Origin of the sequence: Sphingobacterium sp. UBA1498 (assembly GCF_002325125.1) — a bacterium.
Lineage (GTDB): Bacteria > Bacteroidota > Bacteroidia > Sphingobacteriales > Sphingobacteriaceae > Sphingobacterium.
This window is the reverse complement of sequence record NZ_DCRG01000019.1, coordinates 113,310-131,601: the sequence shown is the minus strand read 5'-3', so window position 1 is coordinate 131,601 and position 18,292 is coordinate 113,310. Positions and strand designations below refer to the sequence as shown.

Sequence of the window (18,292 nt, the reverse complement as noted above, 5' to 3'; positions counted from 1 at the left end):
GATACACCATGATTAAAGCTATAATTTACAAAATTTATCTAGCCTTATTGGCTTTATTTTTACTGACTTCTTGTTCCAAAAATTGGGAGAATCATTTTGGTGGAAAAGATGCCGATGCGCAAAGAAACTTGTATGAAATTGTTGCACACCATCCTGAGTTTTCAACTTTTATGAACCTACTCAACAAATCAGGTTACGGTGAATCGTTGAAAGCATCGAAAAATTACACCTTGATTGTGCCGACGAATGAAGCAATTGCAGCAATACAGGATCAATACAATTTTTCTGATACAGCGGTGATCAAGAGTTTTGTTGGCTACCATATTATCAATTCGGTTTATAATGTGCATTCAGGAGCCGATACTGTAAAGGCATTAAACTTCCGAAATAAATATGTGGAGTTTACACATGGTACATTTGACGGTGTCGAACCGCTCCAGAGCAATCTAGTGGCGAGCAATGGACTATACCATGTGGTAGGTCGTCCCTTAAAACCTCTTCAGAATATTTTTAATCTTGTACACACTTTTTTTGCAGACACCAAACAAATTGAGGCCTTGAATTCCTTTGATACAGTGTCTACCGAAGGTGATATCCTATATTATAGGTACAGTCCGGTCTGGTACACGGAGGTACGTCGCAATATGACGACTGAAAATAGAAAACATACCTATTTCGTAGTGGACGATGAAAATTTTGAGACCGAGTATGCCAAGCTAAGACTATTCTATGCGACAGCTTATGAGGAGGGGAATACACACCGCCCCGACAGTACCACGGCTTTCTTTGCCAAAAAGGCACTATTACGCGATTTTATTGTAGAGGGAGAGTTGGGGATGGATCAATTGACAAATAATCTTATTTCGATAGCTGGAACAAAATTTAGCCTTGATCCTGCCCATATCATCTCGAGGACAAAGGCCAGTAATGGGGTCGTTTATCGTGTGAAGCGACTCGAGTTTGCACTAGCGGATCAGATCAAAGAGATCAAAGTATTGGGGACTAGGCCGATCGGTTACAAGCAAGCTGATAAGCGCTCAAATACATTTTTCAGGGACAAACGTGATAATGAGGGAAACCTTTACAATGATATTGAGGTGTATGATCATAAAGTAACTTCCTTTTATGTAAAGTATCGCGCTACAGGTATGAATGTAGCTAAATATAAAGTATACGGACGAGCAATTATGGGATTGGCTGGTGATCCGCAAACAGCAGCGTTTATCCAATATGTCTACTTTTTTGATCCAAAACTTATCTCGGTTAATGAGGCCGATGTATACAAACGCTCAGTCGTCAATAACTTGGGAGCAAACGATACGCGAATGACATTTGATGTACAGCCGCTTAATCACGGAGAAGTTTATTTAGGTGTGGTGACGCAAGACCAATATGGGAATCTGCCTTTGCTTGTGATGAGCAATGGTACTGGCCCTATTATTTTAGAATATCTCCGATTCGTCCCGATTATTCAATAACAAAGCAAAACGAAATGAGTTCGATCAAAATATATTATAAATTGGGTATTATCTTGTTTATTTCCACGTTGGGAGCGCACAGCACTTGGGCGCAACAAGATACTGCCGCCCGCAATATACAACCACAAGGTCAGGGTACCGCTGCTTATTCTGTTAAAGGTACGGTTTATGACAGCCAAACCAATAAACCTATTGCAGGTGCCCGTATCACTTATGGTATTAGCGTAGCGAAATTGACAGATAGTAAAGGGAATTTCCGTTTGGAACTACCGGTTTCCAATGCAATCGTTGAAGTCTCGTTGGATGGATATATCGCCAAACAGGTACCAGTGCTGCTAGATGGAACCATGAAGGTGGTATTATACCCTGAGGGGTACCGTTCTTTCTATAAAAAAACAGAGACAGTATTTGGTGATAATGGAGTTTTAAACAATACTGGCGCAGTCGATAAATTGGAACTCAATGCCTGGGAACAGAATTCTGAGACGGTCAATAGCTACCTGCAGGGTAAGCTGGCCGGAGTGCAAGTAACGCGACATTCAGGAACACCATCAATTGGTGGAAATCTCCATATTAGAGGGCTGCAATCATTATATTCCAATAATCAGCCCTTGTATATTGTTGATGGTATTGTATATCATGCGGAACATTTGAGTCCTTCTATAACCACAGGACATCTCAATAATGCCTTGCAGCATATTGACGTGCGTGATATTCAAGATGTCACGGTGTTGAAGGACGCAGTCTCCGCTAATATTTATGGCGCCAGATCCTCCAATGGAGTCGTGGTCATTAACACCAACCATTCAAAAGAGTTGGCCACACAGATTGATTTGCAGGCAACAACAAGCTATAATTTCCGTCCGAAAACTATTCCTGTCATGAAATCTTATGCCTATCGAAGTTATTTGAATGACTTGTTGGCAACGAGTACGTACAGTGGTGAGGAAATTGCCAATATGCCTTTCAATAATGATAACCCAAAATTCGATGAATATGCAAAGTATCATAACGAAACGGATTGGCAAAAAGAAGTGCTTAATAATACGGTCGACCAAAATTATTTTCTTCGCGTGACAGGCGGAGATAACATTGCACGCTATGCCTTGTCAGTAGGTTACAATAATGAACAAGGTGTTTTAGACAATACAAAGCAAAGTCGCTACACGGCACGTTTTAATGGCGACATGAACTTGACCAGGAAATTTACTGCTCAGACGAATATCTCCATAGGTTATGGGCAGCAAAACTTGAAGGATCAGGGGTTATCACCGAAGACCAACCCGCTGTTTCTTTCATTGATTAAGTCTCCATTTCTAAATAAGCATGATATTGCTCCAGATGGTAGCATCTCACCGAATTATGCCGAAGCTGATTATTTCGGCTATTCTAATCCGATGCAACTTACACAAAATGGGATTAACAATAAAAAGGCATATCGATTTTTGGGCTCTTTGGTGTTCAACTATGCGTTCAATTCAAATTTTAAGTTAAGTAATTTGTCTACTGTAACCTATGACAAAGCGCAAGAGGATTTCTTTATTCCTAAAAAAGGAGTCGCGAAGGATACGATAAATAATATGGAAGTTTACAGTCGCCTGGGCGCGCAGGTGGCTCGTTACTATTCAATTTCAAATGATTTGCGTCTACAATACAATCAGGATTGGGGAACTCAAGGCCGTTTGGAAGCTAGTGGTGGATTCCGGTACCATAAGCATGATTCGGAACAAGATTATGCATTAGGCTATAATTCGGCCACCGATCAGCTGGTCAGTATTGGTAATTCGACACCGGCATCCCGGGTCTATGGCGGACATATTGGTAAATGGGCAAATATGACGGCCTATGCTTTAGGTAATTTTAGCTGGAAAAATACCTATATCTTAAATGCATCCATATCAATGGATGGATCTTCCCGCTTTGGAGATAAAGCAAAAGGAGGCTTGAAGCTTGCAGATAAGGTGTATGCAGTGTTTCCGGCCGTTGGAGCTGCCTGGTTATTGTCCAATGAGGATTTTTTGAAAGAAAATAGTACGGTGTCATTATGGAAACTTCGGGCGAGTTATGGAATTACAGGCAACGATGATATTGGCAATTATGACGCGCGGCAGAATTACATTTCCCAGAACTTCTTAGGTGTCCAGGGGCTTGTGCGCGATGGTGTAGCCAATCCTTATCTAAAATGGGAGAAAGTTGAAAAAATAAATGTTGGGACAGATCTTTCGTTGTTGAATGAACGCATCAATTTAGGCGTAGATATCTACCAAAACAAGACAAGTGATATGCTAGCCTATAATTCGGGGAATACTGTGTCTGGAATTAGTTACTACCTCTATAATAATGGCGCAATGCGTACACGCGGTATTGATTTTACGTTATTTGGACGTATGCTGACGGGTCCGGTCAAATGGGATGCATCATTGACACTAAGTCACTATAAAAGCACGATCACAGATCTTCCCGAAACATCCTATACACAATATGCCGGTGGAACTTTTGTGAGCGAGAAAGGCGGCGCACCAAATGCCTTTTATGGGTACCAGTTCAACGGTATTTACCGTACCAGTGCTGAAGCTGCCGCTTCCGGACTGGCGATTTTAGATGCAACAGGCAATAAAATACCTTTCCAGGCAGGAGATGCTCGATTTACCGACCGTAACGGTGATAAGATCATTGATGATCGTGATCGAATGATCTTAGGTGATCCTAATCCAGATCTGGTGGGCGGATTGAATAACAGCCTGACCTATAAAAACTGGAAATTCGGTGCATTGGTGACGTTCAGCTTAGGCAATGATATTTATAACTATACACGGGCGCAACTAGAGTCGGGAAGTACATTTTACAATCAGACAGGACTATTACAAAATAGATGGCGGGCGGAGGGCCAGGAAACCGATGTACCTCGTGTCGCGCTCAACGATCCAATGGGAAATAGTCGATTTTCAAACCGATGGATAGAAGACGGCTCATATGTTCGGCTTCGTCAACTTTCCGTTGAGTACGGTATTCCAGTCAATAAACGTATCATCAAATACGTCCGTCTATATGGTACTGCCAATAACGTGTTGACTTTAAGTAAATATTTGGGTTATGATCCTGAATTCGCGCAGTCTGCTGATGTGTTTCATCAAGGGGTTGATGTGACGCTGGAACCCATCGTTCGCTCTGTGCAGCTGGGATTGAGAATCGGTCTATAAAAATTTAATATACTATGTTTATCACATACAGAAAATATTCGAAATATTCGCTTTGGGCCATATTGGCCTGTAGCCTTTCTTTTACATCTTGTAAGAAAGCATTGGATTTCTCTCCCGAAGATAAATTGGACAGTTCAAAAATGTACAATACGCTTGCCGATGCTGATGCGGTGGTGCTCGGGATTTATGGACAAGTAGCTGGGCTAGGTGAACGTTATATTGTCCTGAACGAATTAAGGGCCGATCTCATAGATGTAACACAAAATGCAAATCCCTATTTGCAGCAAGTTTCCAATCATGAAGTAGCGGAAGATAATCCTTATGCCGATCCATCTGCTTTTTATAAAATTATCTTCAATTGCAATGATGCCTTGAAGAACTTCAAGGTGATGGAGCGGCAGGGTAAGCTGAGCAATACCGAATTTAATCAGCGTTATTCTGACCTCGCGATGCTGCGTGCATGGTTGTATTTACAATTAGGGATCCACTTTGGAGATGTTCCCTATATCAAAAATACAATAGAAAGTGTTGACGAGATTAAAAGTTTGGAGAACTATCCGAAAACAACTTTTGATCATTTGGTCGATTCTCTGATCAATGACACAAAAGATTTGCCATATCAAGACCCTTATGCCTATCCGACAGGCAGCACATTGGTTTTTACGACAGATGGCGCGAGCACACAGAAGGTGTTCATCAGTAAGGCTCATGTCCTCGGCGAACTCTATCTTTGGAAAGGAAACTATTATGAAGCGGCAAGGAGTTACAAGAGATTACTCTCTGCTGAAGACAATAACAGCAATATTGATTACCTATTCAACTTCAACCGTATTGGCTGGAGCTACTTTAATGTGAGTTTTGCAAGAGCCCAGGAGGGTTCATCTTTGGTCAATTCCCTAACAGCCGGGTGGCGAAGTATGTTTGCGCTATCGAACACGGTACGGGAATGGAATTCCGAATGGAACTGGTCTATTCCATACCATAACTCTTTTGCTCCTGGAAATCCTTTTATAGAGCTATTTGCTAAGTCAGGAAAATATGCGCTTAAGCCCTCCCAAAAGGTGATCGATTTATGGAATTCACAGACCAATAATGCGGGTATTCCCTGGGATCCCCGGAGTAAGCTATCTTATGAAGTTGTTGCAAATGGTGATCCTGTGATTACAAAATTTACTGACAATTCAGGAGATGTATTGGGCTTGCTGAATAAGGGCGGTCGTTGGAATATCAATCGAGCCGCAGGGGCGCATCTTCGCTTTGCAGAAGCTGCTAATCGTGATGGTCAGGGCCGTTTGGCCTATGCATTGGCAAACTGGGGGCTAATCAGTACCTTCTATTATGGCGCTTTTACGAAAGACGGTGGTATTATACCTGGCAATTTTTTTGAATTGGAGTCGGAGATAACCCATGAAGGATTTGGGACGAATAGGACCACTTTTGCCGAATCCTCGCCCTATTATTTTGATGCACGCGACAATGCGAGTATCGTACGTGGGGTGTGGTATCGGAATTCGGGAATCCGTGGACGGGCTACCATGCCGCGTTGGCAATTCGCAGGCATTGAATATGGGCCAGGTACAGTAAGTGGTTACGGAAGCGTGATGACCGCTTTTAATGTGCCGCAAGCTGATCTGGAAGATAAGATTATCGAAGAATCTGCTCTTGAGTTAGCCTTCGAAGGCGAACGTTGGTCCGATCTGATGCGTATAGCAAAACGCCGTCATGATCCAGCTTTCCTAGCCGATAAAGTCTATGAGAAATTGCTGAAAGCAAATAACCCGAAAGCTGGAGCAGTACGCAGCAAGCTGATGGATATGAATAATTGGTATTTGCCATTTAAATTGCGGTAAGCCCGGCATAGATTTGGATTATTGATTTAAACGTTAAGGGTCTGCTTTGTGCAGGCCTTTTTCTTTATTTTTTGCGGATTGCGAGAAGCCGATATCATCGTAACATGTCAATGACAGATCGATCATTTGACCATTCGATTTGTGTTTTATAAATGTAATATTTACATTTATAATTATTTCTGATTAATTATAACCAATGGAACGAGCTATTTTCACATTAAGAGCCTGCTATTTTTTTCTTGCACAAGCAATTTGCTTTTTTTGTCTGTTTTGGATTTTCATTACGCCCGCATATGCCTATAGCAGCACGATTTCTGAACCGGATTCAGCCTATCTCTTTGCTTATGCAAAAGATAAGAATGCTGGTAGAGAAGGGTTATTATATGCCTGGAGTTTGGACGGGAAACAATGGGACGCTATTGGAACAGAACTCGCATTTGTAAAATCAGATTATGGACGTTGGGGATCAGAAAAACGGATGATAAATCCGGTGTTGTTTCCTCGAAATGGCGGGGGGTGGTCCTGTGCGTGGCAATTAAGTCCTGAAAATAATGGGCCATATGCCTATACTTTTACAACTGATTTTTTTAATTGGGGCAGGCAAGACTATTATGTCGAATTAAATGATTTGGATAAATCAATGGTTTCGCTTGTAAAAAACAGTTTGTTGGACCGTGAGATTATTTCCATTAATGGCGAAAGTTTACGTGGAACGAAGCTGAAAGTTACATGGTCTATAATTAAAGAATTGATTAAACACTATGATCTTGCTCTGCTTAAGCAAAAGCAATGGTCCGAACGAAGTGTTGACGATGATGTACGCTTTGCAGGCTTAAAACCCTTGGATGTTAAGTTAACCCCAAAGATCGGACAAAGCAAGTCCATCAGCGATATGTTGGTAGGTGTATTTTTTGAAGATATTAATTATGCAGCAGACGGAGGTCTCTATGCGGAATTGATTCAAAATAGAGATTTTGAATATAAATTGAGCGATAAACAAGGGCATGACAAAAATTGGAACGAGAAAACAGCTTGGAGTATGGATGGATCGGGACAATTTCATATCGACAGTATCAATCCCATTCATCCCAATAATAAGCATTATGCGAGGTTACAAGGCGCGGGTATACTAAGAAATATAGGCTACGATGGGATTGCTCTGCATAAAAACGAACGCTATGATCTTTCATTTTTTGGACGGGGCACTGCGGGTAAAGGGCGTCAACTAAAAATCCGGATAAGTACACAAGATGGAAAGATCCTTGATGAAAAATCCCTTGTTGTTGACAGCAAAAACTGGAAAAAATATCAATTGGTATTGACAGCCAATGCGACCTGTAAGGATGCCGTATTGGAATTTGTATTTACAGATCGACAACAATTGGATTTGGACCTGATTTCCTTATTCCCTCAAAACACCTTCAAAGGACGCAAAAATGGATTACGTAAAGATTTAGCCGAGGCTATTGCAGCTTTGAATCCACGTTTTGTTCGTTTTCCGGGAGGCTGTTTAGCACATGGCGATGGTATCGAAAATATCTACCATTGGTCCAATACTGTAGGACCTTTAGAAAGCCGTGTGCCACAACGCAATATGTGGGGATATCACCAAACTGTTGGTTTAGGATATTATGAGTATTTTCAATTTTGTGAAGATATAGGTGCCTATGCTGTCCCGGTAGTGGCGGCTGGGGTACCCTGTCAAAATTCGGGCGCTCACGGTCATCCATTGGGCGGGCAACAATGTGGTATTCCAATGGAAGATATGGATGACTATATCCAGGAAGTGCTCAATCTGATTGAATGGGCCAATGGGGATAAAAATAGCACCTGGGGAAAGGTACGTGCAGCAGCTGGACATCCAGAACCATTTCATCTCAAATATATTGGCGTGGGTAACGAAGATTTAATATCGAATGTTTTTGAGGAGCGTTTTACGATGATTTACAATGCTATCCGTGAAAAATATCCCGATATACAGGTTATTGGAACGGCGGGGCCATTTTTTGAGGGAACCGACTATGTTGAGGGCTGGAAAATCGCCGATAAATTAAACGTACCTATTATGGACGAACACTATTACCAGACACCCGGATGGTTTATTCATAATCAAGATTTCTACGATAAATACGATCGGAATAAAGCGCAGGTTTATTTGGGCGAATATGCCGCTCATATCGAAGGACGTGCAAGTACCTTGGAAGTGGCATTAGCCGAAGCCGCATATCTCACTGCATTGGAAAGAAATGGTGATATCGTTAAGATGGCTTCCTATGCACCGCTGTTAGCCAAAGATAGCTATACACAATGGCGCCCCGATCTTATTTATTTCAACAATACCGATGTGAATTTAACGCCATCCTATTATGTACAGCAATTATTCGGTCGTAATAATGGAACGGAATATGTTCCTGTGGAAGCCAGCTATTCTAATGCTGCCGTTGAGGTACAGAAGCGCGTGGCATTTTCTATTGTTAAGGATCCTAAAGATCAATCAATCATTATAAAAATGGTCAATGTTTTGCCTGTTGCCGTCAACATGGAATTGGAACTAGATAAATTCAACCTAAAAACTGAGCCTGCTGTTGTCGCGCAGCTCACAGGAGAGTTGAAGAGTACAACAGCGAAGCCCGAACAAAAGAGCGTGCCAGTGGAAAAGCTTAAAAACCAGCAATTGCCACCTTATTCGTTAACCATCATTCGAATTCCATCGCGTGCAAAATAGCCCAATTCAACTCCTATGAAACCACTAGTTGTGCAGAAAAGTATATGTTAGTTTTTATTCATCTCTATTTGGCAAAAATGAAAAAAAAATTTCTAGTTACCCTATTCGTTCTTTTAACTTACCTGGTTAAGGCGCAATCTCCCGTATACCTTTTTTCGTATTTTGTAGATAATGGCGCTGATGGATTACATCTAGCTTATAGTTTGGATGGTTTGAAATGGGAGCCATTGAATCAGGGAAAACCCTTCTTAACACCAACAGTAGGAAAAGATAGACTGATGCGCGACCCCAGTATTTGTCAGGGTCCCGATGGTACCTTTCATCTGGTATGGACAACAGGTTGGTGGGACAAAATTATCGGATATTCCTCTTCCATAGACTTGATGCATTGGACCCAACAAAAAGCAATACCAGTCATGGTAGATGAACCAGATGCAAAAAATGCATGGGCTCCCGAACTTTTTTACGACAATGCGACGAAAGAATATTATATCATTTGGGCCACGACAATTCCTGGTCGCCACAAAGAGGTACCGACTAGTGCTAGTGAAAAAGGATTAAACCACCGGATGTATAGTGTGACGACGAAAGATTTTAAAACTTTTTCAAAAACTAAGTTATTTTTTGATCCCGAATTTAGTGTGATCGACGCGGCCATTATACAACAAGCCAATAAGGAATATATGATGGTGCTGAAAAACGAAAACTCTAATCCACCGGAAAAAAATATTCGAATCACGGCAACAAAGAATTTAGCCAAAGGATTTCCCACTACTGTCTCTAAACCAATCACAGGCGATTATTGGGCGGAGGGCCCTGCGCCGCTGCAAGTAGGGGAGTATATATATGTATATTTCGATAAATACCGCGATCATAAATATGGTGCTGTTCGTAGTAAAGATGGTATCAACTGGGAAGATGTCTCTGATCTGGTGAGCTTCCCTAAAGGCGTTCGTCATGGAACAGCTTTTACGGTAAATCCAACCGTTTTATCCAATCTATTATCATTGAAAAGATAGTTGAGAATAACCGTTGTCATCTTAATTATAGCGATTGTAATAAAAAAGGTTTTCAAACGGGGAGAATGAAAACCTTTAAAATAACCAATTAATCCTAAATTTATGATAAAAAATATGATGCTTTGCTATAGGCTTTCCTTTGATTTAAACCATCTCATCTAAATCATAACATACGTACAGGCCAATTAAATTGAAAAGCTACCGATTCAATACAGCAAGTTTACGTAAACCAAATGAACTTGTCATCCTGTGCTGTACTGTTCCAAAAGTATGGGGTTAGATCTGAAACCATTCAGGTAAGTTCAGGACACTGGTGCGTCCTGAATTTTTTATTTTAGGAGTTTGCTAACCCAAATGAATAGACCGATGCTTAAAATTCGAATTACGCTCTTTGCTTTAATATACGTTATGATGGCACATATCGCCTCAGCGCAGATTGGGAAAGAAATACAGTATCTTTCGGGAACTGACAACGTTCATACCGTTAATTGGGATTTTTGGGTGACGGGGGGGCGTAAAGCCGGGAAATGGGATAAGATCGCTGTGCCTAGCCATTGGGAACAACAAGGTTTCGGGGCATACAACTATGGACGGGATTATGTGACTTATGGCAAGAATTTTACCTTCCATGATGAGAAAGGTCTTTATCGGCATCAATTTACTGTCCCAAAGAATTGGAAAGGGAAAAAAATAAACCTTGTTTTTGAAGGTTCAATGACCGATACTGAAGTCAAGATCAACGGGAAGCTAGCCGGAGATATCCATCAGGGTGCTTTTTATCAGTTTAAATACGATGTTACCGACAAGATCACCTTTGGCAAGGCCAATATATTGGAGGCTACTGTGTCAAAAATGTCTTCCGATAAATCTGTTAACAATGCGGAGCGCCTTGCGGATTATTGGATTTTAGGCGGTATTTATAGGCCCGTATACCTTGAAGCGACAGCACAGGAACACATCAGCTGGACGGCTATCGATGCAAAGGCAGACGGAGCTTTTCGAAGCAATGTGCACTTAGAGGGGCTCTCTAAGGCTAATAAACTATCGGTAGAGATCAAAGATCTGAAGGGTAATGTGATCGCGATTCAACAGTTTCCAATTACTGCGAAAGACTCAGTGAAATTGGTCGAAATGAAAGTTGAAAACCCTTTATTATGGACCGCCGAGACACCAAACCTATATCAGGTCACGTACACCCTATGGAACGGGAAGAATAAAGAATATCAATATCAAGATCGCTTTGGTTTCAGAACAATTGAAGTTCGTGAGGGAGACGGCATTTATGTCAATGGTGTAAAAGTAAAGATGAAAGGTGTTAATCGTCATGTATGGTGGCCCGAAACCGGACGGTCGGTAAACGCGCAATTGGATCTGAACGATGTTAAATTGATCAAAGAAATGAATATGAATGCGGTCCGCTGTTCGCATTATCCGCCAGATAGATCTTTTTTGGCATATTGCGATTCATTGGGCTTATATGTTTTGGATGAATTGGCTGGCTGGCAAAAGGCATACAGTACCGTTGTGGGTAAAAAGTTGGTGCGAGAAATGGTTATTCGGGATGCTAACCATCCTTCCATTATACTTTGGAGCAACGGCAATGAAGGTGGACATAATAAAGAACTTGTAGACGAGTACAAGAAATATGATCTTTCGGCGAGAACAGTCATTCATGCACATCATAGACCGGGAAATGCAATCAATGGAATCGACTGTAACCATTATGAAGATTTTTATTCGACAAAAAAAATTCTGGAAGGACCAAATATTTATATGCCAACCGAATTTCTCCACGCACAGGATGATGGCGGTGCTGCGGCAGGATTGGCGGATATATGGGAGCTGCACTGGAATGCCAAATTAGGTGCCGGCGGATTTATCTGGGATTTTGCAGATGAAGGTATTGTGCGTACAGATTTCAATAATGCGATTGATGTCAACCGCGTAAATGCCCCTGATGGAATTCTTGGGCCACATCGCGAAAAGGAGGGCAGTTTCTATGCCATTCGTGAGATTTATGCACCTGTACATATTACGATGAAGAAATTACCTGTTGACTTCAACGGAACGATTTCCGTGGAAAATCGTTATCATTTTACTGATCTCAAAAACTGTCGATTTGAGGGTAAACTGATTACCTATCAACAACCCTATGCGGACGAATCAGGTGTGGATTCAGTGCTACATCTACACGTCGACAGTCCCATATTGCCTCCAACACAAAAGGGAAACTTGCAATTGAATTTACCGAGCGACTGGAAACAATATGATGCGCTGATATTGACTGCGATTGATCCACATGGGGAGGAAATTTATACTTGGACCTGGCGTGTAAAATCCAATCAAATGCTTACTGCGGAAATTTTGCCTTTGAAATCTTCTACCGATGTTGAAGTGAAAGAAGACAGTGCGAATTATATCCTTAAGGCAAACGGAATAACAGCTATGATTTCCAAAAAAACAGGATTATTGGTTGATCTGGCCAATGATTATAGCATGAAATTGGCTTTCAATAATGGTCCGGTGCTTATCGACGGACAGTCGGAGCTGAAAAGTGCTAAACGTTGGAAAGACGGAAAAAGTGAAGCTGTTGAGTTTATGTTTGATGGTAAACTAAGTTTTATCCGTTGGACGATGCGCCCAGACGGGTGGTTAAAACTTGATTATGCTTATCATATGGGCAAAGCAGTACCCTATGCTGGAGTGAGCTTTAATTTTCCTGAAAACTATATTATTGGGGCCAAATGGCTTGGTAATGGCCCTTATCGCGTATGGAAGAATAGGATGCAAGGTGTCACACTAAATACATGGGAAAAAATGTATAATGACGGAAAAGCAGGTATTGGGCCGTGGACATTTCCTGAGTTTAAAGGCTACTTCTCGGATGTTAGTTGGATACAATTCAATACAGTGCAAGGGAAGTTTTTGGTTGCAACAGATCAGGAAGATTTATTTGTGCGATTATTCGAGTTCTACGGAATTTCCGGTCCCAAAGGTTATCCGCAGTTGCCGACGGGGGATATTTCCTTTTTGGATGCTATTCCTCCTATTGGAACAAAACTGGCGTTGGGAATCAATGGAAATGCTGCGGTGAATGGACCCGCAGGTGAGCTTAATCAAATGGATAAAAAGATTAATCGGACACTCTATTTTTACTTTGGTACCCCGAAGGGCGAAAAAGAAAATACACAATTTGTGATGCCTAAAGTAAATGTATTGACAGATTAAAAGAATAATGCATAAAAAAGGGCTTTTATTTTTTAGAAAAGCCCTTTTTTATGGTATACCCCTAATAGTATGTATTCTTTTCAATAATGCTTATTTAGGTTTCTTGAACCTAAAAAGGTTGTGCTTTATTCACTTTTATCGCTATTCGTGAAGGAAAAATCATTGACGTATTTATTTTGAATAGCAGTTGATGTTGTTTTTTTAAGATGTACATCCTTCAATTGTACGGTCTGAATTGGAAGTTCGGGATTGCCATTGATCTTCTAATTTTACCAAGCAGGACAGTGCAAGGTGGTTTTGGATAGGCTATCTTAAGGATAAGTTATGACCAAATCCATACCAACTCCTAACTGCAAGCGGATTGTTAAAAAGGTAAAAGCATAGTGAATGCACCATAAAAGGTAGACTCAACGTGGACTCACTGTGGACTCACAGTGGTTACAGTTAGGAGTTGGTGTTAAGTTGGTATGGAGTTGGTGTTGGGAATTCTATAACAAATATATTACGAATAGCTTTGAATCCTTGTTATTGGGTTTATTATCAATGAAAATGAAGATGTGTTGACTGTGTAATTGAGCTTGTTCAGGATACTACAGGACGGCTCTTGTTAAAAATGTTGATACTTTTAAAACTAGCTACTTATTTAGGCATCCTTAAATACGCTGATCAATTTGACGGTATTGTCTGCACGTTTTAATTAAGCTGTAGACAAGCGGGAAAAGAAGACTTAATAAAACTTAATATTATGAAAAAATTCTTTCGATTTTTACATCTGCTTACATCAATTGCGATTTTGTCCAATGTACATGCGCAAGGAAAGTTTCCGGACGGAACGGTAATTTCAACATGGTTCGAGACTGTAAAATCGACTGAGATCGAAACGCTCGGAAAGAAATTTCTCATCACAGATTTTGGTGTTGCGTCAGATAGCACCATCGTGCAAACGGCCAAAATTCAACAGGCTATTGATAAGGCCTATACCAGCGGTGGAGGTGTAGTCATAGTGCCTAAAGGTGTCTACCTGAGTGGATCCTTATTTTTTAAACCGAATACACATTTACACCTCGAAGAAGGCGCTGTACTGAAAGGAAGTGATGATATTGCGGATTTTGTGCTAGCGGAAACTCGGATGGAAGGGCAAACAGTGAAGTATTTTTTGGCGCTTGTCAATGCAGACCAGGTGGATGGATTTACAATTTCGGGTAAAGGTACACTCGATGGAAACGGGTTACGCTACTGGCGATCCTTCTGGCTTAGGAGACAGTTTAATCCACAATGCACAAATATGGACGAGATGCGTCCACGTTTACTTTATGTGTCCAACAGCAAGGATGTACAGGTTTCAGGCATTCGCTTGATCAATTCACCTTTTTGGACCTCGCATTATTATAAATGTGAAAATCTCAAATTGATCGGTTTACATATTTCAGCACCAAAGGAACCTGTGAAAGCACCTAGTTCCGATGCGATCGATTTGGATGTCTGCCGTAATGTATTGATTAAAGATTGTTACTTATCCGTTAACGATGATGCCATTGCACTAAAAGGCGGTAAAGGGCCTAAGTCCGACAAAGATCCTAACAACGGCCCCAATTCAAATATTATTATTGAAAATTGTTTTTTTGGATTTTGTCATAGCGCACTCACTTGCGGCAGTGAATCTATTCATAGCTACAATGTGATTTTTAGGAACAATACCTTAGATAAAGCACGTAAGCTACTGCAATTAAAAATGCGTCCCGATACACCCCAGGAATATGAAAACATTCTGATCGAAAACATCAAGGGAAATGTCAATAGCATGTTGTTTATTAAACCTTGGACCCAATTTTTTGATTTGAAGGGCGAGAAAGATATTAAAATGTCGTATGCAAGAAATATTGTTTTGCGCAATATTGACCTAGATTGCGACATCGTATTTGATGTACTCAACTCGGAGCAATATGTACTGTCAGATTTTACTTTTCAAAATCTGCATGTCCGCGCCGCCAAAGATCCCGTGATTCATAAGGAATATGTTAAAAACTTTGTCCTGAATCAGGTGACTGTTAACAATAAAAAGCAATAATATGCTTTACCAGCATGTTTTTGTGAATTAGGCCTACGATGATGAAGACAAAACTTATTCTTTTAATAGGAGCGCTGATCGGTTCTCTTGCTGTTTCAGGTCAACGCAAAATGGAGTTTTTGGATCGAGGAATGATCGGCCTAAAAACGACCGATAATTCTGTTTTCTTAAGCTGGCGTTTGCTTGGTACTGACGATTTTGATACAGCCTTCGCAATTTATAGAAAGGAAAGGAATGGTCAGCTGAAAAAACTGAACCCTTCACCTTTAGTGAAGGGAACTAACTTCGTGGACGATCATATCGATTTGAATCAAGATGTAACGTATATTCTCAATATAGTCGCTGGAGGAAAAGAGAAAGAAGTGGCTAAACTGACCTTACCAAAAGATCAAAAAGTACAGCAATACTTGGATATTCCTTTACGCACTCCTAAAGGCTATATGCCTGGGGATGTTTCCGTCGGCGATTTGGATGGTGATGGGACGTATGAACTTATTGTTCATCAGACTGGTGTTGGACACGACAATGCGCACAATGGCATAACTTCCGAACCTATATTGCAAGCATACAAACTGGACGGTACTTTTTTATGGGAAATTAATTTAGGTAAAAATATCCGTGAAGGGGCACATTACACCCAATTTATGGTTTATGACCTCGATAGTGATGGCCGTGCGGAGTTAGTCTGTAAAACGGCCGACGGTACTAAAGATGGACTGGGAAATTTTATTGGTGATGCACAGGCCGATTGGCGTGATACCGTATTAAATTCGCAGACAGTTGGTCGTATATTGAAAGGTCCTGAATACTTAACGGTATTTGATGGATTGACGGGAAAAGCCCTGAGTACGGTTGATTATCTGCCACAACGTGGAGAGCTAAGTTCATGGGGGGATACCAATGCCAATCGCAGTGATCGATTTTTAGCTTGTGTAGCCTATTTGGATGGCGTAAACCCGAGTGTTGTCATGACGAGAGGATATTACGAACGTACGGCCTTGGCAGCATGGGATTTTAAAGATAAAAAACTGATAAGCCGTTGGGTATTCGACAGCAAAGTTCGTAAAGATCCTTATTCTGGTCAGGGATATCACAATCTCACGGTTGCGGATGTAGACCAAGATGGCAAAGATGAAATTGTCTTTGGTTCGATGGTTATTGATGATCATGGAAAAGGTCTATATAGTACAGGGCTTGGGCATGGTGATGCTTTGCATGTCAGTGATTTGGATCCGGATAGACCCGGCCTAGAGATTTTTGGAATCCATGAACTGAAAGGTGGGCGGAAAGGGACTGGTGTGGCTTTATTGGATGCCAAAACCGGGGCAATTTTGTTTAAAAGTGCAATAGACCAAGATATTCCTCGCGGTGTTGCTGCAAATATAGATCCCGATCATAAAGGGGCGTATCTGTGGTGGCTGGGATCTAGAGATATGTACGATACCAAAGGTAATCGTGTAGGACCGGCTCCGAGATCGACCAATTTTCTGATTTGGTGGGATGCTGATTTGAGCCGTGAACTTTTAAACAGCAACTATATTGAAAAATATAAAAATGGAAAAACAGAACGAATCTTTACGGCGGTGGGAGCATCATCGATTAATGGAACTAAAAGTACGCCCAACCTGAGCGCGGATATCTTCGGTGATTGGCGGGAAGAATTGATCCTACGTTCAGATGATAATCAATATCTGCGTATCTATACAACAACGATCCCGACGGAAAAGCGTGTTTATACACTCATGCATGATCCACAATATCGCTTGAGTATAGCATGGCAGAATGTAGCCTATAATCAACCGCCACATACGGGGTATTACCTTGGTGTAAGTATGGATCGTCCGGTCAAACCGAATATTCAGTTGGTGAAGCCTGCCCGCACAAAATAGAAATTTAGACGCGTACGATTGGAATTGTTTGATTAAAAAAAATAGATAAGTTAGCAAATGAAGCATACAATAAAATGGATAGGGATGGCATTGGTAGCGGTTGTTTTAATATCCTTTGCAAAGCAGCAAAATAGACCCACGATTTATCTTATCGGTGATTCGACAGTTAAGAACAGCAATAAGGAATATTGGGGCTGGGGTACCTTGCTTCCTGAATTACTGGATACGACACGAGTCCGTGTGGACAATCATGCGATGGCGGGTCGGAGTACACGTACATTTGTTAAAGAGGGAAGATGGAGAAAAGTTGATTCTTTGTTCAAGCCTGGAGATTTTTTATTGATTCAGTTTGGTCATAACGAGGGAAGTAAACCTGATACCAGCAAACAAGGCTATCGAGGTGTGCTAAGGGGTATCGGTAAAGATTCTGTTGTTTTAGATTGGGGAAATGGGAAGAGGGAAACCGTGCACACTTATGGTGAAAACCTGCGTCTCTTTGTAATTGGAGCAAAGAAAAAGGGGGTAACACCGATTTTGTTATCCATGATTCCGCGCAACCAATGGGATGATCAAGGTAAAGTGAAGCGGGCCGACAAAGACTTTGGCTTGTGGGCTAAGCAGATTGCCGAAGAACAAGGCGTTCCTTTTCTGGATCTGAATAGTATTACCGCAGATAAATATGATCGCCTTGGACCAGAACTGGTAAAAACCAGTTTTTTTCCCGGTGACCATACACATACGAATAAAGACGGAGCGCGAGAAAATGCATGGTCTGTTATCGAAGGATTCCGTAGGATTAAAAGTCAGTTAGTACAATATATTAAATAGTAACGAA

Annotated in this window: 9 protein-coding genes; all 9 read left to right on the top strand. The window is 41.2% G+C overall.

All coding sequences use genetic code 11. The annotated features are described in order from the left end of the window. The first annotated feature begins 8 nt into the window (after positions 1–8). The gene (locus tag B3139_RS10965) at positions 9–1,478 is read left to right on the top strand and encodes a fasciclin domain-containing protein (RefSeq protein ID WP_293882895.1); all 1,470 of its coding nucleotides are present in this window, start codon (positions 9–11) and stop codon (positions 1,476–1,478) included. Between the two features lie 14 nt (positions 1,479–1,492). Continuing rightward, positions 1,493–4,678 (top strand): SusC/RagA family TonB-linked outer membrane protein, encoded by a 3,186-nt coding sequence (locus tag B3139_RS10960; RefSeq protein WP_293882892.1) that lies wholly within the window; start codon positions 1,493–1,495, stop codon positions 4,676–4,678. Between the two features lie 14 nt (positions 4,679–4,692). After that, complete coding sequence (locus B3139_RS10955) at positions 4,693–6,528, top strand: RagB/SusD family nutrient uptake outer membrane protein (RefSeq protein ID WP_293882890.1); 1,836 nt, start codon at positions 4,693–4,695, stop codon at positions 6,526–6,528. A gap of 196 nt (positions 6,529–6,724) precedes the next feature. Continuing rightward, complete coding sequence (locus B3139_RS10950) at positions 6,725–9,253, top strand: alpha-L-arabinofuranosidase C-terminal domain-containing protein (RefSeq protein ID WP_293882888.1); 2,529 nt, start codon at positions 6,725–6,727, stop codon at positions 9,251–9,253. 77 nt (positions 9,254–9,330) lie between these two features. Then, the gene (locus B3139_RS10945; RefSeq protein ID WP_293882886.1) at positions 9,331–10,272 is read left to right on the top strand and encodes a glycoside hydrolase family 43 protein; all 942 of its coding nucleotides are present in this window, start codon (positions 9,331–9,333) and stop codon (positions 10,270–10,272) included. A 408-nt stretch (positions 10,273–10,680) separates the two neighbouring features. Continuing rightward, the gene (locus tag B3139_RS10940) at positions 10,681–13,500 is read left to right on the top strand and encodes a glycoside hydrolase family 2 protein (RefSeq protein ID WP_293882883.1); all 2,820 of its coding nucleotides are present in this window, start codon (positions 10,681–10,683) and stop codon (positions 13,498–13,500) included. Between the two features lie 745 nt (positions 13,501–14,245). Beyond that, on the top strand, positions 14,246–15,568 hold the full coding sequence (locus tag B3139_RS10935) for a rhamnogalacturonidase (RefSeq protein ID WP_293882880.1): 1,323 nt from the start codon (positions 14,246–14,248) through the stop codon (positions 15,566–15,568). A 38-nt stretch (positions 15,569–15,606) separates the two neighbouring features. After that, entirely contained in the window at positions 15,607–17,457 is a 1,851-nt protein-coding gene (locus tag B3139_RS10930) for a rhamnogalacturonan lyase (RefSeq protein WP_293882877.1), read from the top strand. Positions 17,458–17,514: 57 nt separating this feature from the next. After that, complete coding sequence (locus tag B3139_RS10925; RefSeq protein ID WP_293882874.1) at positions 17,515–18,285, top strand: rhamnogalacturonan acetylesterase; 771 nt, start codon at positions 17,515–17,517, stop codon at positions 18,283–18,285. Positions 18,286–18,292 lie beyond the last annotated feature (7 nt).